Genomic DNA, 24,423 nt, shown 5'->3' with positions numbered 1-24,423 from the left:
CGGTCGGCCGGGGCGCGCGCATCCGGTCATCGCCGGATCACTCCGGAAGTGTCGTCACTCCGATGAGTCGGGCCATTGCGCTCAGTGACGACATCGATCGATAGTGGCGTGTGACCAATCCTGCCTCCCCGCGCCCGATCGCGGCTTATGTCGCGAGCGTGCTCGTCGCGGCCTGCGCGGCCTACTTCGGTTACTTCATGCTCGGCGTGCCCGGCATCGTCGCCGTGGTCCTCATCGGAGCGCTGACGCTGGGCGCCGCACAGTGGCGTGCGGCGCGGGCGAGCCGCCGCCGGGTGCCCCCGGCGGGCGGCCCCGAGGCCGACCGGCGCACCGCGCTGACGGTGGCCTGGCTCGGCGCCGGCGGCGCGGTGCTGGCAGCGCTCGTCACGGCGCTCGTGCCGGTGCTGTTCAAGGACGAGGCCGCGATCGGCCCGGCGCCGGCCGCCGCGGCCAGCGCCTCCGCCGTCCCGTCGGCTGCCGCGCCGCCGTCCCCGTCGCCGTCCGTGTCGGCGGTCGCCTGGGCGGGTCCGGGCACGGACTGCCTGGTCCTCGACGTGGACGTCGATCAGTACGGGTCGGTCGGCTCGGCGCTGGCCGTCGGGTATCAGGTCAACCTGACGGGGCAGTGGCAGCCCGCGTACGACAGCGGCAAGCTCTGGATCTTCGTGACCGGGGGCGGGACCAACGCGCACTTCCCGTACGTCGGGGAGATCGTGCGCGACGGCGGACGCTGGGTGGCGTGGGGTATCCCGCTGGGGCGCCAGGAGGTGGCCGCCGACGCCAAGATGGGCGTGCGCACCCTGGAGGTGATCGTGGCGACCCCCGACCAGGACAGGCAGCTGCGCAAGCAGGTCGACGCGCCGGACTTCTGGACCAAGGGCGGGCAGGTGCAGCAGCTGCCCGCCGGGGCCGCCGCCGTCGCCCGGATCCCGGTCGACCGCATCTGCTGATCAACCGTCAAGCCAGGGCGGTGTGCCCGAGTGACGGTTGTTACCGGGAGTGCCTGTTGTTACGGTCCGAACTCGCCGATCACGGCTCGGTGATCGGTACACCCCTTTGATCCGAAGGAAAACGACTGTGACCACCGCTCCGGCCACCACCGGCAAGTCCTGGCTCGTCACCCTGCTGCTCTGCATCTTCCTGGGCACCCTGGGCGTGCACCGCTTCTACACCGGCAAGATCGGCACCGGCATCCTGCAGCTGATCACGCTCGGCGCCTTCGGCATCTGGACGTTCATCGACTTCATCCTGATCCTGATCGGCAAGTTCGACGACAAGCAGGGCCAGCCGCTCGTCAAGTGACCTGACGCGGTCCGTGCGGCCCCTCGCGCCCGGCGGGCGCGGGGGGCCGCCGCTGTATCCTGACTGTCTTGTGACCACCTCTGACCTGGCCGGCGCGCGCGAAGACGGCCGCCACATGACGCGCATCACCACCTTCTACCCCCGTCGCGGGCGGGTGAGCGGGCGGCACGAGGACGCGCTGACCAGGCTGTGGCCGACCTACGGCGTGACCATCGCCGACCCGTACCCACCGCTGGACCAGGCCGCCCTGTTCGGCCGCAGCGCGCCGCTGGTGCTGGAGATCGGTTCCGGGATGGGCGACGCCACCGTGGCCATGGCCGCGGCCGATCCGGACCGCGACTACCTGGCCGTCGAGGTCTTCCCGCCCGGCCTGGGCAACCTGCTGGCCGTGGTCGAGGAGCGCGGGCTCACCAACGTCCGGGTCGCCCAGGGCGACGCGCTGCACCTGCTCCGGCACATGATCGCCCCGGGCTCCCTCGCCGCCGTGCACGTCTACTTCCCCGACCCGTGGCCCAAGGCCCGTCACCACAAGCGCCGCCTGATCCAGCCGGACAACGTGGCGCTGATCCGCTCGCGCCTGGTCGTCGGCGGCGTCCTGCACTGCGCCACCGACTGGGCCGACTACGCCGAGCAGATGGCCGAGGTGCTCGCCGCCGCCGACGGCCTGGCCAACCTGCACGACGGCTTCGCCCCCCGCCCCGCGCACCGCCCGGTCACCAAGTTCGAGCAGCGCGGCGTCGCCGCCGGCCGCCAGATCTTCGACCTCCTCCACCACCGCACCCACTGAAAGGAAGGGCACCTTCTTAACGCTATGCGTTGTAGAAGGTGCCCTTCTTAACCCTCGGCTTAGGACGTAGCTAAGTTTCGTCGTCTACTTGTTACTTGTAGGTTCTCGACGGAATCGATGCATTCTCATTAATGTCAGGCCACCAGTCCCTCTTACCCCGGGAGGACCTCCATGGTGGCCACCCTGTCACCCCTGCTGCGCCGTGCCGCGGCGTTCGGCGGCGGCGTCGCGCTGACCCTCGGCACGCTGCTCGCCGTGCCCACCGCCGCCCAGGCCAGCACCGACTACGGCCCGGCGGCCTGGGTGCCGGCCAGCACCAGCAACTACACCAACGCCAGCCGCGAGTCCGACTACAACATCAACTACGTGGTGATCCACACCATCCAGGGCTCGTACACCAGCGCGATCAACTGGTTCCAGAACCCGGCCGCGCAGGTCAGCGCCCACTACGTCGTCTCCAAGGGCGGCGCCGTGACGCAGATGGTGCGCGAGGCCGACGTGGCCTGGCACGCCGGCAACTGGACCTACAACACCCAGTCGATCGGCATCGAGCACGAGGGCTACGTCGAGCAGGACGGCTGGTACACCGAGCAGATGTACCAGGCGTCGGCGGCCATCGTGCGCAGCGTGACCAGCAAGTACGGCATCCCGCGCGACCGTGCCCACATCATCGGCCACAACGAGGTCCCCGGCGCCACCCACACCGACCCCGGTTCGCGGTGGAACTGGACGTACTTCATGCAGCTGGTCAACGGGACCACGCCGCCGTCGTGGACGCAGACCGTGGACAACACCACCGCGGGCCGCTTCACCGCCTCGGCCAACTGGGGCACGTCGACCTACTCGGCGCAGCGGTACGGCGCCGACTACCGGTACGCCAACCCGCAGGCCGTCTCGGACGCCGCCTGGTACAAGTTCGCCGTCCCGGCGACCGCGAGCTACCGGGTCGAGGTCTGGTATCCGGCCGTCGCCGGGTACAACACGACCACGCCGTACGTCGTCGTGACCACCGGCGGCAACACCACCGTCCAGGTGAACCAGCAGGCCAACGGCGGTAAATGGGTCACCCTCGGCACGTTCACGCTGGCCGCGGGCGACTACAACGCCGTCGGCGTGAGCCGCTGGACCAGCACCTCCGGCTACGTCATCGCGGACGCGGTCAAGCTGACCCGCGTCTGATCGCCGGCTCCGGCCGATCTGCGACGCGCCCGCCATGTCGCACCCACGGCATGGCGGGCGCGTCGGCCGCGGGTGGGCCGTTTCGCAGGTGCGGATCATCGTGGGGCCTGCTAGGCTCCTGCGCATGTACATCTGAGCGTGATCCCCACGCCCGCGCCGCTCGACGTGCGCGGTGAGCGTGCCGCGCCGCCCCGTCGAGGGCCGCGCGCCTGATCCGTCGTTTCCCCACGCCCTGCCCGCGAAGGCGGCTGTCGGCGTGCCCGCATCCGTAGGAGACACTCATGCGTGAAGATCACAGCTCGGAGCAGCCCGCGCCGGACGAGACCGCCGAGGCCGAGCAGCAGCCGATGAACCGCGCCGAGCGGCGCGCCAAGGGCAAGCAGTCCGGCCAGCAGCAGGCGTACGGCAAGCAGGCGTTCGCGCCCAAGAAGAGCCAGGGCCACGGCCCGCGCCTGTGGGCGAACCGCCGCGCCGGCTGAGCCGTTTTCGCACCTCGATCCGCCGATCCCGGTCCCGCCGGGGTCGGCGGATCCGTGTTTGTCGGTCCCCCTGCCTAGACTCCGCCGGCATGACGATGCCGACCATTGTGGACTGTCTTGCCGAGCACGGAGAGCCGCCGGGTGACCGGTGCCCGGTGCCGGGTGGAGTGCCGACCCGGGCGGGTGGCAGATGCCCCGGCCGGTGACCTATGCCGAACACGTCGACCAGGTCACGGCGTGGATCACGAGCGGTGACCTGGACGCCGCCGCGGCCGGGCTGGTGGCCGCGCGCCGCGCCGGCGGAGGCGCGGGGCTGCGGCCGCTGCTGGAGCCGGTGGCCGGGCTGCCCCGCCCGCAGCTGACGGCGCTGGTGCACGCCCTGCTGCGGCAGCGCCGCGCGCACGGCGGCTGGCCGGTGGACAGCGTGCTCGGCGCGGTCTGCCCGCTGCTGCCGCCGGACCTGCCCCCGGATCTGGTCGCCGAGCTGCTCACGTTCGCGGTGGACAGCTCCTACGACCTTCCGGTGATGACGCTGGCCGGGCTGGTGGCCCAGCAGTTGCGGCACGGCGCGCTGCCGCCCGCGGTGCTGGCCCTCATGGAGCGGCGCAAGCGGGAGAGCCTGTGGCTGCGCGAGCTGGCCGCCTCGGCGGCGGCGCGTGCGGTGCGGTAGGGGGTGGGCGGATCAGGGGCGGGCCGCGGGGGACCGCCCGCGATCGGTGCACACCGGCGGTGACATCACGGTCTGCTCGGCGCTGTACACGAGCGTGACGGTGACGCAGTAGTCCCGCCGTGGGCTGAGGCCGAGCAGGGTGAACGTCTGGGTCCCGGCGGGCAGCGACTGCATGGCGCGCATCGGCTCACCGGCCGGGGCGGCCGACAGCACCACCGCCGCGGCCACCCCTGCCGGGTACTGCCAGCTCACGCGCAGTTTCTCGCCCTCGTCGGCGAGGGCCAGCCCGGTGGCGGCCGGGGGCGCCGACGGCGGCGGCGCCGAACTGGCGGCGGCGGGCGGTGTCGGCTCGGGCTCCGGATCGGACCCGTCGGCCAGCAGGAACGCCCCGACCAGCGCGGTGATGGCGACAAGCGCCGCGCACACGGCCAGCGCCGCCGCGCCCGCGCCGCGCCGCCTGCGCACGGGCGGGGAGTAGGACGTGCGCAGGCCCGGCGGGAGCGTGGTCGGCACCGGGAACGGCAGATCCTGCCTGCTCGGTGCCGCCCGGCCGGTCCGGTCCGGGTACACCAGCGGCACCTGCTGCCCGCCGAACCCGACGGGCGGGCCACTCCGCTCCGGCGGGCCGCCGTCGCGGGAGGTGCGCTGCTCAGGCCACCTGCGGTCAGGCGCCCCGCCCTGCTCGGGCCAGGCCCCGGCGGATGCCCCGCGCTGCTCGGGCCAACCGCCTGCCGATGTACCGCCCTGCTCGGGCCAACCCTCGGCGGATGTTCCGCCCAGCTCGGGCCGGGCTCCGTCCGGTGCGGTGCGCTGCTCGGGCCGGCCACTGGCGGGTGTGGCTCCGGTCGCGGGGTGGTGGCCGGATGCGTCCCCGGCGTCGGGGGACGACGGGGCCTGACGGGTGCGGCGGATGCGCGCGGGGTCGTCGTAACGCTCGAAGATCTCGTCGTCGGGCCACTCGTCGGGGTCCCCGGCGCGGGCGGGGCCGGTGTGGTGCGGCCCCGGGATGAGGTCGTCCGGGTGGGGCACTAGCACCGGCAGCACGCCCGGCCCGGGGTCGGCGGCCCGCAGGCGCTGCTCCTCCGGCGGGGGCGTGCCGCAGCGGTGCTCGGCGTCGGCCACGGCCCCGGTGGCGGCCTGCAGCAGCCGGTGCGTGTCGTCGTCGGCGGGCAGCCAGGCGGACTCCTCGCGGGCCTGCTCCAGCAGCTCGTGCGCCCGGTCGAGGTCGCCGCAGTCGCGCCACATCCCGGCCAGCCGGACGGTCATGCGTACGTTGACCGGATGCCCCGGGCCGTGCCGGGACACGTGCGCGGCGAGCGCCTCGGCGAGGTGGCGGCGCCCTTCGGCGCAGCTGCCCCGGGCGTGCTCGACCACGGCCGCGTCCGCGCGGGCGGCCAGCGTGCGGTCGGCGTCGGGTCCGTCGGCCCGCGAGAGGTCGCGGATCAGGTCGTCGTAGACGTCGGCCGCCCGGTCCAGCGCGCCGGTGCGGTGCAGGCAGACCGCCAGCACGCCGAGCGCGTGCAGGGTGCGCCGGTCCAGGTCGCCGTGCAGCGCCTGGGCGGCGGCGTGGGCGTACGCGGCCCAGCTGCGGGCCGCGTGCGGTTCGCCCAGGTGCAGCAGCACGCCGGCGTACAGCGCGGCGGTGTCGGCCTCGGCCGCGTCGGCGTGGCGCGGGTCCTGGTGCGCGAGCGCGAGCTGGTCCCGGAGCAGCTGCCGGGCAGCCGGGAAGTCGAGTCCGCGCACCAGCTCGCGTGCGCGGGCCAGCCGTCCCCCCTCAGGCATGGAACCCATCGTGCCCGCTCACCCACGACCTGTGAAGTCCCCAGATCAACACTCCTGACCCGACGGACCCCCTCACCCCGTCCAAGGTCATCCGACTTGCCTGGCACATGGGCGTATGACGGCGCAAGATACGCCGATGTGCCAGGCAAGTCGAACGATCACGCCGACGGTAGGGTCGGCGACCACGTGGGCGAGGGGAGTGCGGCAGTGGGACGGGACGTGGCGGGGCTGACGGTGGCGGTGACCGGGGCGGCCCGGGGGATCGGCGCGGCGGTGGCCGCGCGGCTGGCGGGAGCCGGAGCACGGGTCGTGCTCGGTGACCTCGACCTCGCGGCGGCCGAGGCGACGGCGGCGGCGCTGCCGGGGGAGGTGCTCGCGGCCGGGCTCGACGTCACCGAGCAGGACTCGGTGGACGCGTTCCTCGACCGCGCCGAGCAGGCGTACGGGCCGGTGGACGTGCTGGTCAACAACGCGGGCGTGATGTGGGTGGGCCCGTTCGAGGCGGAGCCGGAGCGGGCCGCGCGGCGGCAGTTCGACGTCAACGTGCACGGGGTCCGGCACGGCTTCCTGGCGGCCGTGCCGCGCATGCGGGCGCGCGGTCGCGGGCACATCGTCACGGTCGCGTCGGCGGCCAGCCGGATCAGCCCGCCGGGCGAGGCGACCTACGCCGCCACCAAGCACGCCGTGTACGGGTACGCCGCGGCCGTGCGCCAGGAGCTGCGCGGCAGCGGCGTACAGGTCAGCCTGGTCATGCCGTCGGTGGTGGAGACGGAGCTGGCGCTGGGCACGAGCCACGGCTCGGTGCCCCGGCTGCGCCCGGCCGATGTCGCCGCGGCGGTGGAGCGGGTGATCCGCCGTCCCCGGTTCGAGGTCTTCGTGCCGGGGCGGCTGGACCCGCTGACCCGCCTGCTGGCGCTGCTGCCGCAGGCCGGGCGGGATCTGGCGTACCGGCTGCTGGTGCCGGACCAGGTGGCGCTGGGCGACGGCGGGGCACGGGCGGCGTACCAGGTCGAGGCGGGCCTGTCCGAAGCGGACGGCCAATAGGGACATAACCCTTGTGACCTAGGTCACCTGGATATTACCCTTCGGTAACCGCGTGCCCGCGCGGTATCAGGTTCCTCCCTTCGTACCCCCGGAAGGCAGGCTCCCATGCGTCTCGCGCGCCCGTCCCTCGCGCTCGCCGCCGGTCTGGCCGTGGCGCTGCTGTCGGCGACCCCGGCAGCGGCCGTCGGCCCCGTCCCCAACTCGATGGCCAGCATGGGTGACTCGATCACCCGTGGCTTCAACGCCTGCGGCTGGTACAGCGACTGCACCGACCGCTCCTTCAGCACCGGCGGCTACGCCTCGGTCAGCTCCCACTACCGGCGGATCCTCGCCAAGAACGCCGCCATCAGCGGCCGCAACTACAACCAGGCCAAGAGCGGCGCGAAGGCCGCCGACATGCCCGGCCAGGCGACGGCGGTGGTCGGCCGCAACGCCGACTACGTCACCATCCTGATCGGCGCCAACGACGCCTGCACCAGCTCCGAGGCGGGCATGACCTCGGTCGCCGGGTTCCGGGCGTCGATCGACACGGCGCTGGCCACCCTCAAGAGCGGCCTGCCCAACGCCCGCGTCGCGCTGATCTCGATCCCCGACGTGAAGCGGCTGTGGGAGGTCGGCAAGGGCTCCTCGTCCGCCCGCAGCGCCTGGTCGCTGTTCGGCATCTGCCAGTCGCTGCTGGCCAACCCGACCTCGACCGCCGCGGCCGACGTGGCCCGGCGCGACCGGGTGCGCCAGCGGGTGGTCGACTTCAACGCCCAGCTCGCGCAGGCCTGCGCGGCGTACGGGTCCAACTGCGACTTCGACGACAACGCGGTGTTCGGCTACCCGTTCGCGCTGTCGCAGGTGTCCACGTGGGACTACTTCCACCCGAACACCGCGGGCCAGGCCGTGCTGGCCCAGATCTCCTACGCGGCCGGTCACAACTGGTGAGACCGGCGGAAGGGCGCCCCACGGCACCGGGGCGCCCTTCTTTACGTGCCAGAATCGACAACACTCTTTACTGTTAACCGTCTTTAATTTAGTGTGGCCGTAGGCCCTCATGAGCGCTTGATCCGTCCCACCAGCTCGCCGTCGGGCGACGAGCTCCCCGAAGCCGTCGCCCGCCGCGCGCTCTCTGCGAAAGGACAACCGCGCCATGAGAAGGTCCCTGCGGGCCGGTCTCGCCACGCTCGGCGTGGCACTGCTGGCCGGCGCCATCTCCCTCGTCGCGTCCTCGCCGGCCCACGCCGCGACCGCGACCTTCACCAAGGTCTCCAGCTGGGGTAGCGGGTACGAGGGCAAGTTCACCGTCACCAACAACTCCTCGTCGACCATCACCAGCTGGAACGTGCAGTTCGACCTGCCGTCCGGCACCACCATGGGGGTGTTCTGGGACGCCGCGGTCACCACGTCCGGCCAGCACGTCACGGCCACCAACGTGGGCTGGAACGGCACCCTCGCCGCCGGCGCCTCGACCACCTTCGGCTTCAACGCCAACGGCTCGGGCAACCCCACCAACTGCACCGTCAACGGCACCACCTGCACCGGCGGCACCCCGCCCAGCTCCTCGCCGCCGCCCGCGGGCGTGCCCGGCAAGCCCGGCAACCCGAGCGTCACCTCGGTCACCAACAGCGCCATCTCGCTGAGCTGGGGCGCCTCCACCGGCACCGTGACCGGCTACCGGGTGTACGAGGGCAGCACCGTGCGCGCCACCGTCACCGGCACCTCCGCCACGCACAGCGGCCTGGGCACCTGCACCGCGCACACGTACACGATCAAGGCGTACAACAACAGCGGTGAGTCCGTGGCCAGCAACGCCGTCACCGGCACCACCTCCGGCTGCCCCACCGGCACCTTCAAGGGCGCCGCGCCGTACTACTACGTCGGCTGGGGCAACCCGCCCGCGCCGGCCACGGTCATGAACGCCACCGGCATCAAGTGGTTCACCATGGCGTTCATCCTGTCCGGCGGCGGCTGCACGCCGGCCTGGGACGGCAGCCGGCCGCTGACCGGCGGCGCCGACCAGAGCACCATCAACGCCATCCGCGCGGCGGGCGGCGAGATCGTGCCGTCGATCGGCGGCTGGAGCGGCAACAAGCTCGGCCCGAACTGCTCCTCGGCCACCGCGCTGGCCGGGGCGTACCAGCAGGTCATCAACGCGTACAACCTCAAGGCGATCGACGTCGACATCGAGAACACCGACGAGTTCGAGAGCGAGGTCGTGCAGGACCGGATCCTGGGCGCGCTGAAGATCGTCAAGCAGAACAACCCCGGCCTCAAGACGATCATCACGTTCGGCACCACGACCACCGGCCCGAGCTACTGGGGCACCCGCCTGATCAACCAGGCGGCGGCGCTGGGCGCGAACATCGACATCTTCACGATCATGCCGTTCGACTTCGGCGGCGGCGCGAACATGTACCAGAACACGGTCAACGCCGCGGTCGGCCTGCGCAACGCGCTCAAGACCGCTTTCGGCTGGAACGACGCGACGGCCAACGCCCACCTGGGCATCTCCGGCATGAACGGCCTGTCCGACCAGCAGGAGCTGACCAGCACCGCGACCTGGACCCAGATCCGCGACTGGGCGAACAGCAACGCCATCGCCCGGCTGTCCTTCTGGTCCGTCAACCGCGACCGCGGTTGCGCGGGCGGCGGCGTCCAGTCCGCCTGCAGCGGCATCGCCCAGCCCGACTGGGAGTTCACCCGCATCACCGCCGGCTTCACCCGCTGACCCTCCCACCCCGAACCCCCGGCCCGCGACCATCCCCCCGATGCGCGGGCCGGGTCCCTCTTGATCCACCGACCTGCCTGGCAGATGGGCGAATCGCGCGTCAAGATACGCCCGTCTGCCAGGCAACTCCAACGATCATCGCGAAGCCGGAACACCGGGGCGGACCGGTATTTAGTGTGATCATATGGACCGCGGGGGCGAGCTGAGCTCGGTGCGGCGCAACGCCGTGTTCGTCACGGTGGCGACCGGCCTGCTGCTCGCGGCCCTGGACCAGACCATCGTCGGCACCGCGCTGCCGACCATCGTCGGCGATCTCGGCGGCGCCACCCACCTGTCCTGGGTGGTCACGGCGTACCTGCTGGCCGAGACGATCGCCACCGCGCTGGCCGGCAAGCTGGGCGACCTGTTCGGGCGCAAGCTGGTGTTCCAGGTCTGCGTGGCGGTCTTCGTGATCGCCTCGGTGTTCTGCGGACTGGCGCACAACATGGCCTGGCTGGTCGCCTGGCGGGGCGTGCAGGGTGCGGGCGCGGGCGGCATCCTGGTCACCTCGATGGCGCTGATCGCCGACTACATCCCGCTGCGCGAGCGCGGCAAGTACCAGGGCGCGCTGGGCGCCGTCTTCGGCGTGGTGACCGTGCTCGGGCCGCTGCTGGGCGGCCTGTTCACCGACCACCTGTCCTGGCGCTGGGCGTTCTACGTCAACGTGCCGCTCGGGGCGCTGGTGATGGTCATCTGCGCCACCAGCATGCCCAAGCTGCCCACGACCCGGCGACCCGTCATCGACTACCTCGGCATCGGCATGATCGCGGTGGCCTCCACCTGCCTCATCCTGATGACGAGCTGGGGCGGCACGGAGTACCCGTGGCTCTCCCCGGAGATCATCGGGCTGGGTGTCGCGGGTCTGCTGGCGTTGGCCGCGTTCGTGCTGATCGAGCTGCGGGCGCGGGAGCCGATGCTGCCGATGCGGCTGTTCCGCAACCCCGTGTTCAGCATCTGCGGGGTGCTCAGCTTCATCGTGGGCTTCTCCATGTTCGGCGCGCTGACGTTCCTGCCCACGTTCATGCAGTACGTGCAGGGCGCCTCGGCAACCGCGTCCGGGCTGCGCATGCTGCCGATGGTGCTGGGCCTGCTGATCACCTCCATCGCCAGCGGCACGATCGTCGGCCGCACCGGGCGTTACAAGTGGTTCCCGGTGGCCGGGGGCCTGCTCACGGCGCTGGGCATGTGGCTGATGTCGCTGATGACGGCGTTCACCCCGCTGCTGACCGAGGGGATCTTCCTGTTCGTGCTGGGCCTCGGGCTCGGCATGAGCATGCAGACGCTGACCATCGTCGTGCAGAACACGGTCAACTACCACGACCTGGGCGTGGCCACCTCCGGCGTCACCTTTTTGCGCACGATGGGCAGCGCGTTCGGGGTGGCGCTGTTCGGGACGGTGTACACCCACTCGCTGCAGGACCAGCTGGCGCGGTTCGGCCCGCTGCTCGGGGCGCTGGACCAGCGGCGGCTGGAGAGCCCGGCCGGGGTGCACGGCCTGCCCGAGGCGATCCGGATCCTGGTCGTCGGCGGCTACACCCAGGCGCTGCACACGGTCTTCCTGGCCGCGGTCCCGGTCGGCCTGCTCGCCGCGGTCATCGCGCTGTTCCTCAAGGAGGTGCCGCTGCGCGACACCGCACGGGCCGCGGCGCGGGACATGGGCGAGGGCTTCGGCATGCCCGAGTCCGCCGACCGCACCGAGCAGCTGGAAAGGGCCATCGCCACGGTATGGCGGCAGAAGGGCCCGATGGCCGCACCGGGCGTGCTGGCCGGGGCCGGGGTCGACGGAGGCGTCGGGCTGGCCTGGTGCCTGGCCCGCGCGGTGCTGTTCGCCGAGCACTACGGGCAGGCCAGGGTCGCCGACATCGCCGCGCACCACCACCTGCCCGCGCAGGTGCTGTGGCCCGTGTTCCAGCGCTGCGTGGCCGACGGCTACCTGGTCGAGGCGGCCGGCGCGGTGGCGCTGACGCCGCGCGGCACCGCCGAGTACGACCGCATCGCCGCCGCGTGGCGGCAGTGGCTGTCCGGCGAGCTGTCGGACTGGGACGACGACACCACGGACGAGGAGTTCGAACGGGCGGTGCGCCAGGCTTCGCGGCAGCTCGTCTTCGAGGACGAACCGGCCGCCGAGCCGTCGGAGGCGGTCCCGGCGCGGCGTGAGTGAAAACACCGCTAACGAAGTGTGAACCGCGTCCGCTCCTCGGGATGATCGTTCTGATCGCCCCTGCTCACGTGGCACGCTGGCGGCATGGATCTCACCGGGCCGGCCGCGGCGGGCGTCGCGCTGCTCGCGGCGACCGCTTACGGGCTGGTCCACCGCCGCCGGGCGGGTACTGTCCGTGCCGTGCCCGCCGCCGACGACACCCACGCGCCGCTGCTCGCCGAGCTGGGCGTACGCCCCGGCGCGGTCACCCTGCTCCAGTTCTCGTCGGCGTTTTGCGCCCCGTGCCGGGCCACCCGCGTGGTGCTCGGGGAGGTCGCCCGCGCCACTCCCGGCGTGGCCCACGTCGAGGTCGATGCGGAGAGCCGCCTGGACGCGGTCCGCGCCCTCGACATCTGGAAGACCCCCACCGTGCTGATCGTCGACGGGGAGGGCCGCATCGCGGGCCGTGCCCAGGGCACCCCCACCCGCGCTCAGGTCCTCGCCGCGATCACCCCGCTGCTGCCCACGGCCGTGCCGCCAGCCGTGCTGTCTTCGCCGCCCGGGTCGGCCGTCCGCGCGGCGGCGGCCCACGCCGGGTCGGTCCGCGCCGAGCCCGCCGGGGTCGAGTCCGTCCGCGCCGAGGCTGCCCAGGCCGCGGCTGCCCAGGCCGAGAGGAAGTCCGCATGATCGACCCCCGTGGTCCGCGCTTCGCCGCGGCGGTCACCACCGTCGTCATGGTCGTCGTGCTGCTCACCGGCTCCGGCTGGCTCGCGCTGGCGCAGGCTGCCGTCTTCGGCCTCACCGCGGCCCGGCCGCGCCTCGGCCCCTACGGCCTGATCTACCGTGGTCTGCTCGCGCCGCGGCTGGGCCCGCCCGCGGAGCTGGAGCCGCTGGCGCCGTTCCGCTTCGCGCAGACGGTCGGGTTCGTCTTCGCCACCGTGGCCACGCTGGGCTACCTGCTGGGCTCGCCGGTGACCGGCGCGGTCGCGGCCGGGTTCGCGCTGGCCGCCGCGTTCCTCAACGCCGCCTTCGGCCTGTGCCTGGGCTGCGAGATGTATCTGGCGTACCGCCGCCTGGCCGGCCGCCCGCTGGCCGCCCGTGTCCCTGTGGCTTGACGCTCGCCTGGCGAACACCGTCCGGTCCGGCACCAGCCAAGATCGGCTTTTCGTGTCAGAAGGTGCGGTCTGACCTCGGCTTTCGACACAAAGTGGTGATCATGCGAGGCGAGGCGAGGCGAGGCCGGCGGAAAGGTCGGGGTCTGCTGTTAGACAGGCGGGGACCGGATATCCGACCTTGAGGAGCGGCACGATGGCGACACGGATCCAGGTGACGATCGACTGCGCGGACCCGAACCGGCTGGTGGAGTTCTGGGCCGCCGCCCTGCACTACCGGCCGCAGCAGCCGCCGGAGGACCACCCGACCTGGAAGTCGTACTGGCTGAGCAAGGGCATCCCGGAGGACGAGCTGGAGGGGGCCGAGAACACCGACTCGATCGAGGACCCGGACGGCGTCGGCCCGCGCTTCTGGTTCCAGCGGGTGCCTGAGTCCAAGGCCGGCAAGAACCGCCTGCACCTCGACCTGTCCGTCAGCGGCGGCCGGGCCGTGCCGGTGGAGACCCGCCGCGAGCGCGTCCACGCCGAAGCCGAGCGTCTCATCGCCCTGGGCGCCACCCGCCTGCGCATCCTCTACACCGAGGGCGTCGACCACTACGGCGAGACCCTCCAGGACCCCGAGGGCAACGAGTTCTGCCTCCACTGAAAGGAAGGGCACCTTCTTAACGCTATGCGTAGAAGAAGGTGCCCTTCTTAACCTCAGCGGTCAGGAGCGACCGGGTTCGTGGCGGCGCAGCGCCAGGCGGGTCAGGCCGATCAGCACGATCATCTGCACGCCCATGAACACCATGTACTTGATCCAGTTCTCCGCGGTGTGTCCCCACAGCGGGTCCTGGTAGCTCTTGGGCAGCATGGCCCCCATGTCGACGGTGGCCGCGCCGGCCGCGAAGCCCCACCGGGTCGGGAAGACCCAGGAGATGATCTCCATCGCGGTCTGCCCGGCGAGCAGGAACAGGCCGCCGGAGAACACGAGCTGCGCCATGACCACGACCACCATGGCGGGCGTGGTCTGCTCGGTGGTCCGCGCCAGCGAGCTGATCAGCAGGCCGAGCACGGTGGACACCAGCGCGATGCCGACCATGGCGACGATGATCTCGGCGGTCTGGCTCGGGAGCACCAGCGCCTCGGTCGGCGGCCCCTGGAACAGCGCCAGGTACACGAACAGCGCCACCTGCGCCGTGTTGATCAGGAAGAACACGGTGAGCTTGGAGCTGAGGTACGCCGCGGCGGACAGGCCCACCGCCCGTTCCCGGGCGTAGATGGGCGCCTCGGCGACGATCTCCCGGACCGCCGCGGCCGTGCCCATGAACGCCGCGCCGGTGACCAGCACGACCAGCAGCTGCTGCGCCGTCAGGTGGACCGGCCCGAGGTTGGCCAGGCCGGAGTCGCCCGGCACGGTGTACGACAGCACCGCCAGGATCAGCGGCATGGCCAGCAGGAACATGCTGAAGCCGCGGTCGGAGAAGATCACGTTGAGCATGCGCATGCACAAGGTGAAGTACTGCCGGATCGGCGCGCTGGGGTTGCGGGCGAACAGTCCCCAGGTCTTGCGGTCGATGTTGGCCCGGCCGGGTTTCGCGGCGGGCACGTTCGGCCGGGCACTGGACGCGGCCAGCGCGTCGTCGACGCTGACCGAGGCGGGCTCGGCGTCGTCGACCGCGGCCGTCGGCAGCGCCACCTCACCGGTGGTGCCGAGGTCGGGCTCGTCGGTGCGCTGGGCGGGCACGAGCTGCACGGGCGCCGTGACCTCGGCCGCGTCGTCGGCCACCGCCTCGGCGGCGGGCGCCGGGGCTGGCGCGGCGGCCACGGGGCGCGCGGGCTCCTGCCGGGTGGCCGGGGTCACCGCGCTGACGTAGCGCGCGTACAGCGGGGAGTTGCGGAAGGCGCGGGTCCAGCGCTCCGGCTCCTCGGTGATCTTCGTGAAGACGTCGGCGTAGTCCTCGGCGCCGAAGAAGCCGAGCAGCTGGTCCGGCGGGCCGAAGTAGCCCATGGTGCCGCCCAGGCACATGACCAGCACCCGGTCGCAGATGTCCAGGTGCAGCACGCTGTGGGTGACCACGACGACGGTCTTGCCCTTGTCGGCCAGCTCCCGCAGCTCGCCCATGACCTCCTTGTCGAGCGCGGGGTCCAGGCCCGAGGTCGGCTCGTCCAGGCACAGCAGCGACGGCTCGGTCAGCAGCTCCATGGCCACCGAGGCGCGCTTGCGCTGGCCGCCGGAGAGCACGTCGATGCGGGCCTTGGCGCGCTGGGTCAGCCGCATGGTGTCCATGACCTCGTCGACCTTGGCCCAGCGCACCTTGCGCGGCACGTCGTCGGCGAAGCGCAGCGCGGCGGCGTAGCGCAGCGCGGTGCGGACCTTGAGCTGCTTGTGCAGCACGTCGTCCTGCGGCACCATGCCGATGCGGTAGCGCAGCTGCGCGTAGTCGGCGTAGAGGTCGCGCCCGCCGTACCAGAGCCGGCCCTGGGTGGCCGGGCGCAGCCCGGTCAGCGCCTTGAGCAGCGTGGACTTGCCGCAGCCGCTGGGGCCGATGAGGGCGAGCAGGCTGCCCTCGGGCAGCGCGAAGCTCACGTCGTCGATGAGCACCTTCTCGCCCAGGCGCACGGTCAGGTCGTCGGCGATGATCGAGGCGGGGCCGGTGTCGACGTGGTCGTGCAGGCGTACGCCGTCGAAGAGCAGCTCGTGCCGCCCGATCGAGACCATGTCGCCGGCGTGCATGAGGGTGGGCTTGGCGACCTGGCGTCCGTTGAGGAACGTGCCGTTGCGGCTGCCCAGGTCGACGAGCGTGAAGGTGTCGCCGGTGCGGCGCAGCTCGGCGTGGTAGCGCGAGGCCTGCAGGTCGGCGAGCACGATGTCGTTGTCGGCCTCGCGCCCGAGGCGGATGCGCACCGCGCCGTCGGCGGGGGCCGTCTGTCCGGAGTCGACCGCCGCGGCGGCCTTCTTCGCGGGGCTCCGGCGGCGGGCCGGGCGTTCGGTGGAGGGGTCAGTTGACACCCGCACATCCTTGCGGCAAGGCCTGTGCAGATCAAGCGCCATCCGGCTCGATAACCCCACCGTCCGGAACCCGACCCGCGTGCCGCCCCTCGATCACTCGACTTGCCTGGCAGACGGGCGAATGCGGCGGCAAGATACGCCCTTTTGCCGGGCAAGTCGGAGGATCATGGTGTTCCCGGTACGCGAGTGAAGATCGTCACGGCGTGGGAGGTTCGGCAGGGGCGGGATTCGGCGCTATGGTGGTCGAGGTCGGTGCGTGGACAGTGTCCCCGGGCCTCAACTACAAAAGCCTTCACGGAATACCGTTCGGCTGGAGCCGTGTCGCGCCACTCGCCGCGAGGCGACCGCACGCACCGACCATGACTTCCTTGTTGCCCGCCCGCTCCGGTGCCCGATCATCACCGGAGCGGGCGGTGCTTCTCTGCCCGCCGGCTGGTGCATACCGCCGTCGTTACTTCGGCGAGACTACCAACAAAATCGGCGAGAATCCATGGCCTGCCGCGTCGATCGTGTCGTGCCGGGCATAACCGCTGGCCGTGGTGTGCGATGGCGGGATGGACCAACGCACGGTCATCCTCGTGCTGCTGGTGCTGGGCCTGCTCTGCGTGCCGGTCGGCGCGCGCTGGCGGCTGCCCGCGCCGGTGGTCGCCACGCTGTTCGGCGCGGCGCTCGGCCTGGTGCCCGGGGCGAGCCTCGACCCGCCGCCCGAGCTGATCCTGCCCGTGCTGCTGCCGCCCCTGCTGTACGCCGCCGTCCAGCAGACCTCCTGGCGCCGGTTCGCCCGGGGCTGGCGGCCGATCCTGCTGCTCGCGGTGGCGCTGGTCTTCGTCACCACGGCCGCGGTGGCCGCGGTGGCGGCCCGGATCGACCCGGTGCTGCCGCTGGGCGCGGCCGTCGTGCTGGGCGCGATCACCGCCCCGCCGGACCCGGCCGCGGTGTCGGCGGTGGCCGGGCGGCTCGGGCTGCCCCGCCGCACGATCACCCTGCTGGAGGGCGAGGGCCTGTTCAACGACGTCACCGCGCTGACCATCTACCAGGTCGCGGTGGCGGGGGTGGCGACCGGGACGCTGTCGGTGTGGGGCGCGGCGGCCGAGTTCGGCTACACCGCGCTCGCCGGGGCGGTCGTCGGGCTGCTCACCGGGCTGCTGTTCGGCTGGCTGTTCGACCGGCTGCCCACCGCCGAGCTGCGAGCCGGGCTGAGCCTGCTCATCCCGTACACCGCGTACCTGACGGCGGACTCGGTGCACGCGAGCGGGGTGCTGGCGGTGCTGGCGGCCGGGTTCTGGCTGGGCGGGACCCGGGCCGACCCGGACGACGTCGCCGGGCGGCTGTCCGGGCGCAACTTCTGGGACGTGATCGAGCAGCTGGTCACCGGCTTCACCTTCGGGCTGATCGGGCTGGAGTTCATCCAGGCGCTGGACGACCTGCAGAGCGGGCTGTGGGCGTACACCCGCTTCGCGCTTTTGATCTGCCTCACGCTGGTGGTGGTGCGCTTCGCGTGGATGTTCGGGGTGCGCGGGCTGACCCGGCGGCTGAGCGCCCGCGATCCCGCGGACGTGCCGGTGGGCTGGGGCGAGACGCTGATCGTGGCGTGGGCGGGGATGCGGGGGGTGGTCACCATCGCCACCGCGCTGGCGCTGCCGCGCGACTTCCCAGGGCGTACCCAGATCGTGTTCGTCGCCGCGGTGGTCGCCGTGGCCACCCTGCTGGTGCCCGGCGTGACCCTGCCCTGGCTGGTCCGGCGCACCGGGCTGACCGGCGGCGCGCTGCGGCGGCAGGAGGCCGCGCGGCGGATCGTGGCGGCCGCCCAGGAGGCCGGGCTGCACCGGCTGGAGGAGCTGCGCGCCGACGGCACGGTCGGGCCGGAGACGGCCCGGCGGCTGGGGGAGTGGCAGCGGGCGATCCTGCTGGACGAGGACGCCGAGGACGCGGAGTGGGTGAGCCAGCGCAAGCGCCTCGGCGAGGTACGGGCGCAGCTGCTGGCGGCGTCCCGGGCGGCGGTGCTGGAGCTGCGCGAACGGGAGCCGGAGGCCGCCGACGACGTGCTGCGGCGCCTGGATCTGCACAGCGCGGTCTACTGAGGCCGGTGGCGCCCCCCGGGCGGGAGGCGCCACCGGTTCATAGCGTCACGGACTCGTACAGGTCAGCGTCGGCGGGTTGTTGGTCCCGCTGTGGTTGCCCAGGAATCCGAAGGTGGTGCTGCCGCCCGCGGAGAGCGACCCGTTCCAGGACACGTTCTTGAACGTGGTGAACCCGGAACCGTTGGTGTAGGTGCTGCTCCAGCTCTGGTTCACGGACTGGCCGTTGGGCCAGGTGGCCCGCACGGTCCAGCCGTTGATCGAGCCGCCCGCGGTCACCTTGATCTCCCCCTGGAACCCGTTGTTCCAGTTGTTGGTCTGGGTGTACGTCGCCGCGCAGATCGACGGCGTGGGCGGGGCCGGGGTGGACGGCGCCGGGCTGCTCGGCCGCGGGGACGCCGCGCTCGGCGACGGCGAGGTCGAGCGGGACGGCGACGCCGACGGCGAGGTCGGGTTCGACGGGATCGGCGACGGGCTGGTGGGCGGGTTGTTGATGCCCGTCACCTGGCCGTTGCCGCCGTCGAAGATGACGTCGGAGCAGCCGTAGAAGGTCTCCTGGCTGTCCGAGCGCTTCCACACGGAGTAGATGACGTGGCGGCCGGACTTACCGGAGGGCAGGTTGCCGTTCCAGTAGTAGTAGCCGTCCGGCGCCGGGGCGTTCATCTGCGGGTGGTCGACGCTGAGGAACGGCTGCTCCTCCATATCCGCCCAGGTCAGCGCCTGGTTGGGGTTGTAGCCGTCCTTGGTGACGTACAGGTAGAACCAGCCCGGGTGGGCGGCCCAGTTGCTGTAGCGCCAGGCGTGGTTCGCGCCCGAGGTGAGGTGGGTCAGCGGCCAGTCGCTGCGCGGCGCGTCGAAGCCCGCGAACTTGGTGTTGCCGCCGCTGCACAGCGCGCCGTCCGGGATGAAGCCGCGGGTGCGGCCCGCCCCGTCCGAGCGCAGCACGCCGAACCAGTCGTAGAACGGCTGCGCGCCGCCCACGCTCATCGCGTTCTGGCAGGCGCCGTTGGTCGGCCGGATCTCGCCGGTGCTGGACTTGCCGTCCACGTAGCACAGGTAGGTGCGGCTGCCCGGGGTGAGCATCGCCCCGTGGGCTGCGGCCGGGCCGGCGTTGATCATCGTGAGCGCCACGCCGGCGGCGAGCGTGGCGGCGGCCGCGAGGGCGGCCGCCTTCAGCTTGTTCATGCTGCTGTCCTTTCCAGCACGGACACACCCGCCGCCGGGCCGAGCCCCAGGTCGCGAACGGAATGTGCCGAGCTGCGCATGCGGGATCACCCCTGCCGCGGCCTCGGGGCCGGGGACAGGGGTCGGGGACGGTCCGTCGCGTGCGTGCGGCTCGTGCTGGCCGCGGTCCGCTCCACGGATGCCCTCGCGGCACCACGGCATCGACATTCCACCATGTGATTTACCGGTCAAGCAACCATTGCGCCGTGCCATCCCGTTTGCGAGCATGTGCCGGTGTCGATGACCACGCTGCGCCGCAACGCCTGGTGGGTGCTGCCCGAGCTGGCGGCCCTGGCCCTGGTGGCGGTGCTGGGCCTGGTCGCGGCGCCCGCCGGGCTCGACGACGCGCTCGCCGCGCGGGTGGCCGCGATCCTCACCGAGTCCTCCCCGGCCGAGCACCACGCCCACGGCCACGACGTGGCCGCCGAGGACACCGTCATGTGCACCGCCGAGACCATGGGCACCGAGCCCGCCACGGCCACCCGGATCGAGGACGTGCGCGTGGTGTACGCGTACTTCATGTGCGCCGCGGGTGAGCCGGGCCAGCCGTGGGACTTCGCGGCCCGCATCTCCGGCCCGGTGGTCGTCGAGCTGGGCGAGCCGCCCGTGGTCCGCATCGCGCAGGCCGGGCTCGGCTACCGCGACCGGGTCACCGCCATGCTGCCCGACCAGTACGAGGACTGGGCCTTCAGCGGCTTCCGCGACAAGGAGCTGCCGACCGCGCTGCAGCGCCGCTACCTCGACGAGGTGGCCGGAGCCTGATCCGCGCGGGCGCACCTCTACGCTGATCACCATGCGATTCGGATTGTTCGGCACCGGCTACTGGGCGGAGCAGACGCAGGGCGCGGCGCTGGTCGCCCACCCCGGCGCGGAGCTGGTGGGCGTGTGGGGCCGCGACGCGGGCAAGGCCGCCGCGCTGGCTGAGCGCCTGGGCACCCGGCCGTACGCCGATCCCGACGCGCTCATCGCCGACGTGGACGCCGTCGCCGTGGCGCTGCCGCCGGACGTGCAGGCCCCGATCGCCGAGCGGGCCGCCCGCGCCGGCCGCCACCTGCTGCTGGACAAGCCGCTCGCGCTCACCGTCGCCGACGCCGACCGGGTCGTCGCGGCCGTCGACGCCACCGGCGTGGCCAGCGTGGTCTTCTTCACCGGCCGCTTCGACCCGGTGGTGACCGCCGCGCTGGACGAGGCGGCGGCCGCGGGCGGCTGGAGCTCGGCCCGGGTCATCATGTACGGCTCGATCTTCGCGCAGGGCGGTCCGTACGCCGGTTCGGTCTGGCGCAGGCTGCACGGCGGGCTGTGGGACCTGGGCCCGCACGCGCTGTCCCGGCTGCTGCCCGTGCTCGGCCCGGTGACCGCGGTGACCTCGCTGGCCGGGGCGCACGCCACCAGCCACGTGCTGGCCCGGCACGAAAGCGGCGCGGTGAGCGTGCTCATGCTGACCCTGGACGCCCCGCCCACCGCGCTGCTGTTCGAGTACCAGCTGCAGGGCGAGGCAGGGATCCTCGACCTGCCCGGCGGCTCGGGCGACCCGGTCGCCGCGTTCGGCCGCGCGATCGACGAGCTGCTCGCCCAGGTGCGCGCGGGCCGCCCGGAGCACCCGTGCGACGTGCGTTTCGCCCGTGAGGTGGTCGCCGTGCTGGCCGCCGCGCAACAGTCCCAAGAGGAGGGACGCACGGTCCCGGTGCGCTGACCGACGCCGCTGGTCGCGGCCGAACCGGGCAAGTGATCTGCAATCGTTGCCGGGCAAACCGTTGACACCGCGGCTGATCATGCCGCAACGTGCCGTTCATGACCGACTACAGCTACCCGCTGCGCGCCGGCGACCTTCTGGTCGAGCGGTATCGCCTGATCGACAGGATCGGCGCCGGGGGTATGGCGGTCATCTGGCGGGCCCGGGACGAGACGCTGGACCGGCTGGTCGCGCTGAAGGTGCTGGACCCACGCCTGTCCGGCGACGAGCGGCTGCGCGAGCTGGCCCGGCGCGAGGCGTGGGCGGTGGCCCGGCTCAACCACCCCGACGTGGCGGGTGTGCACGACTTCGTGCGCACCAGCACGCCCGACGGCCGCGAGGTCGCCCTCATCGTGCTCCAGCTCGTCGCCGGCGAGCCGCTGGCCGACCGCATCGCGCTGGGCGCGCTGGCCTGGCGCGAGGCGGTGCGCATCGGCGTGCGCATCGCGACGGTGCTGGAGGTGGCGCACCGCCGCGGCGTGGTACACCGCGACATCACCCCGGACAACGTGATGGTGCACGGCGAGCAGGTCACCGTGCTGGACTTCGGCATCGCCGCGCGCATCGGCGAGCCCGACGACGACAGCACCGGGGCCAGCTTCGGCACGCCCGCGTACGTCGCCCCGGAGCGGCTGGACGGCATGCCCGCCGAGGCCGCCACCGACGTGTACGCGTTCGGCGTGGTGCTGTACGAGATGCTGACCGGCCGCCCCCCGTTCCGGGTGCGCGGCTGGGACGACGTGGCCGCCGACCACGGCCCGCCGCCGGTGCCCGAGGTGCCGGAGCTGCCGCGTGCCGTCGCCCAGCTGGTGACCGCGTGCCTGCAGCGTGAGCCGTCGGCCCGGCCCGTGGCCGCCGAGGCGGCCCGGGTGCTGCGCGCCGCGCTGGCCCGGCCGCAGCGCCGCTGGCTGGTGCCCGCGGCGGCCGGGACGGCGGCGGTGGTGGGGCTGGGCGTGCTGGCGTGGGCGCTGCCGCTGCGCGACTCGCCGGACGACCCGGGCCAGGCCCGGACCAGCCCGCCCGCGAGCACCCCGGGCTTCGGCGCGCAGGGGCCGGGCTCGCCCACGGCCGCGGCCTCCGCTCGCCCGTCCGCGGCGGCGTCCCCGTCGGCCCGGCCCGCGACGAGCGCGAGCGCGTCGCCCGGCGCATCACCGGCCGCGCTGACGGTCAAGCAGGCGCAGTCGGCCGCGCTGGCCACCATCGCGCTGGCCGAGCAGCAGGGGCTGCGCTCCGATGTGGCGCTGGACCTGCGCAACCTGGTGAACAACCTGGCGAACTCACGCGCCACCGGGCGGCCGCTGGACGCGGAGATCCAGTCGGTGTACGCGAAGATCGACTCGCGGGTGGGGGAGGGCACGCTGAGTCCCGAGATGGGCGAGCGGCTGCGCGGCGACGTGGCGGCGCTGGCCCGCGCGAAGTCGGCCTGAGAAACACGTACGGGCCGGGGACCTTTCGGTCACCCGGCCCGGTCACCCGGCGGCGTGGACTCGCGGGTCGCCCACCGCCGAGGAGGTCTGTCAGAGGCCGTTGTCGCGGATCACCTGGGAGTACCAGTGCGCGCTGGCCTTGGGGACGCGGCGCTGGTCGGCGTAGTCGACGTAGACCAGGCCCCACCGCTGGTCGAAGCCCTGCTCCCACTCGAAGTTGTCCATCAGCGACCACACGTGGTAGCTCTCCAGGTTCACCCCGTCGGTGATGGCCCGGTGCGCCGCCGAGAAGTGGTCGCGCAGGAAGGCGATGCGCCCGTCGTCGCGCACCGTGCCGTCGTCGCCCAGCGTGTCCGGCGTGGGCAGCCCGTTCTCGGTGATGGTCAGCGCGATGTCGCCGTAGTCCTTCTTGATGCGGGTGAGGATGTCGTACATGCCCTCGGGGTAGATCTGCTGCCAGAACGCCTCGCTGGTGCGGTGCTTCTGCACCGTTTGGCCGTCGGCGGTCACGTACAGCGGGCAGTAGTACTGCACGGCCAGCAGCTCCACGGGGGAGCCGATGACGTCCAGGTCGCCGTCCTTGATGTGCTCCTGCATCGGGGAGAACGTCGCCACGTCGTCGAGCACGTCCTGCGGGTAGGCGCCCTTCAGGATCGGGTCGAGGTAGAGGCGGTTCTCGTACCCGTCGTGCAGGATGGTGCGCGCCCGGGCCTCGTTGGTCTCGTCGGCCGGGTAGCACGGGTGCAGGTTCAGCGCCGGGCCGATGCGGGTCGACGCGCTCAGGTGCGGGCGCATCGCCTGCACCGCGAGGCCGTGTCCGAGCAGCTGGTGGTGCGCCACCACGTACGCCGCCGCGGGGTTGCGGTGGCCGGGGGCGTGCGAGCCGTAGAGATACCCGTTCTGCACGATGGTCTTGGGCTCGTTGAGGGTGAGCCAGTTGGGCACGGCGTCGCCGAGCGCCTCGGCGAGCACGGCCGCGTAATCGGCGAACCGGTAGGCGGTGTCACGGTTCTCCCAGCCGCCGTCCACCTGCAGCTCGTGCGGGGTGTCCCAGTGGTAGAGGGTGACCATCGGGGTGACGCCGCGCTCGCGCAGGCCGTCCACCAGGCGGCGGTAGAAGTCCAGGCCCTTTTTGTTGACCGGGCCGCGGCCGCCGGGGATGACCCGCGGCCAGGAGATGGAGAAGCGGTACGAGCGCAGGCCCAGGTCCCGGATCAGGTCCAGGTCGTCGGCCCAGCGGTGGTAGTGGTCGGCGGCGACGTCGCCGGTCTCCCCGTTGCGAACCTTGCCGGGCTTCCTGGAGAAGGTGTCCCACACTGACGGACCGCGCCCGTCGATCGCGGTCGCGCCCTCGATCTGATACGCGGAGGTGGCTGCTCCCCAGATGAAGCCGTCGGGGAACTGCAGACCGAGCGATGTGGGCGCCGGCTGCGGCGTGTTGCCTGGCATTGGTGCTCCTCAAATACTGGGAAAAGGACTGATCATGGGTGGGAACGCTCCCATGATCGGGTACAGTCGTCCCTGTCCCGGTGACGGGTGGAGATGTGGTTTCTGACTTTCGCATACTGGCGCAAGTCTGGTGCTGATGAGCCATGTGGCGGAGAATGCCGATTGGTATGGGGACGGGGAAGGGCAGTCCCCGCCCCCATCGGGTGCTCACGCCCTGTGCCTGCCGGGCGGCAGGGTCACGAGGCAGCGTGACGCGCGGGAGCCGTTGGCACGC

At 72.5% G+C, this 24,423-nt stretch carries 21 protein-coding genes; 17 read left to right on the top strand and 4 right to left on the bottom strand.

The annotated features are described in order from the left end of the window. The first annotated feature begins 110 nt into the window (after nt 1-110). The 6 genes from Cba03nite_RS26580 (at nt 111) to Cba03nite_RS26555 (ending at nt 4,417) form a co-directional block, all read left to right on the top strand. Entirely contained in the window at nt 111-950 is an 840-nt protein-coding gene (locus Cba03nite_RS26580) for a hypothetical protein (protein WP_203751568.1), read from the top strand. Nucleotides 951-1,077: 127 nt separating this feature from the next. Then, nucleotides 1,078-1,302 (top strand): TM2 domain-containing protein, encoded by a 225-nt coding sequence (locus Cba03nite_RS26575; protein ID WP_203751565.1) that lies wholly within the window; start codon nt 1,078-1,080, stop codon nt 1,300-1,302. Between the two features lie 115 nt (nt 1,303-1,417). Next, complete coding sequence (gene trmB, locus Cba03nite_RS26570; RefSeq protein ID WP_203751614.1) at nt 1,418-2,089, top strand: tRNA (guanosine(46)-N7)-methyltransferase TrmB; 672 nt, start codon at nt 1,418-1,420, stop codon at nt 2,087-2,089. Between the two features lie 171 nt (nt 2,090-2,260). After that, entirely contained in the window at nt 2,261-3,268 is a 1,008-nt protein-coding gene (locus Cba03nite_RS26565; protein ID WP_203751561.1) for a golvesin C-terminal-like domain-containing protein, read from the top strand. A gap of 281 nt (nt 3,269-3,549) precedes the next feature. Next, on the top strand, nt 3,550-3,747 hold the full coding sequence (locus Cba03nite_RS26560; RefSeq protein ID WP_203751558.1) for a hypothetical protein: 198 nt from the start codon (nt 3,550-3,552) through the stop codon (nt 3,745-3,747). Nucleotides 3,748-3,949: 202 nt separating this feature from the next. Continuing rightward, entirely contained in the window at nt 3,950-4,417 is a 468-nt protein-coding gene (locus tag Cba03nite_RS26555) for a hypothetical protein (protein ID WP_203751556.1), read from the top strand. Between the two features lie 12 nt (nt 4,418-4,429). Here Cba03nite_RS26555 and Cba03nite_RS26550 read toward each other — a convergent pair whose 3' ends face one another. After that, on the bottom strand, nt 4,430-6,199 hold the full coding sequence (locus tag Cba03nite_RS26550) for a hypothetical protein (RefSeq protein ID WP_203751554.1): 1,770 nt from the start codon (nt 6,197-6,199) through the stop codon (nt 4,430-4,432). 207 nt (nt 6,200-6,406) lie between these two features. On the opposite strand from Cba03nite_RS26550, the gene Cba03nite_RS26545 reads away from it, so the two are divergent. The 7 genes from Cba03nite_RS26545 to Cba03nite_RS26515 all read left to right on the top strand — a co-directional run bounded on the left by Cba03nite_RS26545 (nt 6,407) and on the right by Cba03nite_RS26515 (nt 13,893). Beyond that, nucleotides 6,407-7,243, top strand: coding sequence for an SDR family oxidoreductase (locus Cba03nite_RS26545; RefSeq protein ID WP_203751552.1), 837 nt, complete (start codon nt 6,407-6,409; stop codon nt 7,241-7,243). Between the two features lie 105 nt (nt 7,244-7,348). After that, nucleotides 7,349-8,173: an SGNH/GDSL hydrolase family protein gene (locus Cba03nite_RS26540; protein ID WP_203751551.1), complete on the top strand. Its 825-nt coding sequence runs from the start codon at nt 7,349-7,351 to the stop codon at nt 8,171-8,173. A gap of 205 nt (nt 8,174-8,378) precedes the next feature. Further along, entirely contained in the window at nt 8,379-9,956 is a 1,578-nt protein-coding gene (locus Cba03nite_RS26535) for a cellulose binding domain-containing protein (RefSeq protein ID WP_203751550.1), read from the top strand. Between the two features lie 184 nt (nt 9,957-10,140). After that, the gene (locus tag Cba03nite_RS26530; protein ID WP_203751549.1) at nt 10,141-12,156 is read left to right on the top strand and encodes an MDR family MFS transporter; all 2,016 of its coding nucleotides are present in this window, start codon (nt 10,141-10,143) and stop codon (nt 12,154-12,156) included. 84 nt (nt 12,157-12,240) lie between these two features. Continuing rightward, entirely contained in the window at nt 12,241-12,822 is a 582-nt protein-coding gene (locus tag Cba03nite_RS26525) for a TlpA family protein disulfide reductase (RefSeq protein WP_203751547.1), read from the top strand. After that, the gene (locus tag Cba03nite_RS26520) at nt 12,819-13,250 is read left to right on the top strand and encodes a DUF4395 domain-containing protein (RefSeq protein ID WP_203751545.1); all 432 of its coding nucleotides are present in this window, start codon (nt 12,819-12,821) and stop codon (nt 13,248-13,250) included. Before Cba03nite_RS26525 ends, Cba03nite_RS26520 begins: the two co-directional genes overlap by 4 nt. Nucleotides 13,251-13,443: 193 nt before the next feature. After that, nucleotides 13,444-13,893 carry a VOC family protein gene (locus Cba03nite_RS26515; RefSeq protein ID WP_203751543.1) on the top strand — a complete coding sequence of 150 codons (450 nt, stop codon included), beginning with the start codon at nt 13,444-13,446 and terminating at the stop codon, nt 13,891-13,893. Nucleotides 13,894-13,953: 60 nt separating this feature from the next. Here the strand turns inward: Cba03nite_RS26515 and Cba03nite_RS26510 are convergent, their stop codons facing one another. After that, nucleotides 13,954-16,239 (bottom strand): ATP-binding cassette domain-containing protein, encoded by a 2,286-nt coding sequence (locus tag Cba03nite_RS26510; protein WP_203751540.1) that lies wholly within the window; start codon nt 16,237-16,239, stop codon nt 13,954-13,956. Between the two features lie 554 nt (nt 16,240-16,793). Here Cba03nite_RS26510 and Cba03nite_RS26505 point away from each other — a divergent pair. Next, nucleotides 16,794-18,320 carry a cation:proton antiporter gene (locus Cba03nite_RS26505; RefSeq protein WP_203751537.1) on the top strand — a complete coding sequence of 509 codons (1,527 nt, stop codon included), beginning with the start codon at nt 16,794-16,796 and terminating at the stop codon, nt 18,318-18,320. Between the two features lie 45 nt (nt 18,321-18,365). Here Cba03nite_RS26505 and Cba03nite_RS26500 read toward each other — a convergent pair whose 3' ends face one another. Beyond that, nucleotides 18,366-19,502, bottom strand: coding sequence for a lytic polysaccharide monooxygenase (locus Cba03nite_RS26500; protein ID WP_203751534.1), 1,137 nt, complete (start codon nt 19,500-19,502; stop codon nt 18,366-18,368). A 273-nt stretch (nt 19,503-19,775) separates the two neighbouring features. Here Cba03nite_RS26500 and Cba03nite_RS26495 point away from each other — a divergent pair, with 273 nt between their 5' ends. The 3 genes from Cba03nite_RS26495 (at nt 19,776) to Cba03nite_RS26485 (ending at nt 22,700) form a co-directional block, all read left to right on the top strand. Then, the gene (locus tag Cba03nite_RS26495) at nt 19,776-20,303 is read left to right on the top strand and encodes a hypothetical protein (protein ID WP_203751531.1); all 528 of its coding nucleotides are present in this window, start codon (nt 19,776-19,778) and stop codon (nt 20,301-20,303) included. Nucleotides 20,304-20,334: 31 nt separating this feature from the next. Further along, complete coding sequence (locus tag Cba03nite_RS26490) at nt 20,335-21,234, top strand: Gfo/Idh/MocA family protein (protein WP_203751528.1); 900 nt, start codon at nt 20,335-20,337, stop codon at nt 21,232-21,234. Nucleotides 21,235-21,332: 98 nt separating this feature from the next. Next, nucleotides 21,333-22,700 (top strand): serine/threonine-protein kinase, encoded by a 1,368-nt coding sequence (locus tag Cba03nite_RS26485; RefSeq protein ID WP_203751525.1) that lies wholly within the window; start codon nt 21,333-21,335, stop codon nt 22,698-22,700. A 90-nt stretch (nt 22,701-22,790) separates the two neighbouring features. Here Cba03nite_RS26485 and Cba03nite_RS26480 read toward each other — a convergent pair whose 3' ends face one another. Further along, nucleotides 22,791-24,149, bottom strand: coding sequence for a GH1 family beta-glucosidase (locus Cba03nite_RS26480; RefSeq protein ID WP_203751522.1), 1,359 nt, complete (start codon nt 24,147-24,149; stop codon nt 22,791-22,793). Nucleotides 24,150-24,423: the final 274 nt, after the last annotated feature.

It is taken from the genome of Catellatospora bangladeshensis (assembly GCF_016862575.1).
GTDB classification, from domain to species: domain Bacteria; phylum Actinomycetota; class Actinomycetes; order Mycobacteriales; family Micromonosporaceae; genus Catellatospora; species Catellatospora bangladeshensis.
The sequence above is the reverse complement of the archived record's forward strand: the minus strand, read 5'-3'. Positions and strand labels throughout refer to the sequence as shown.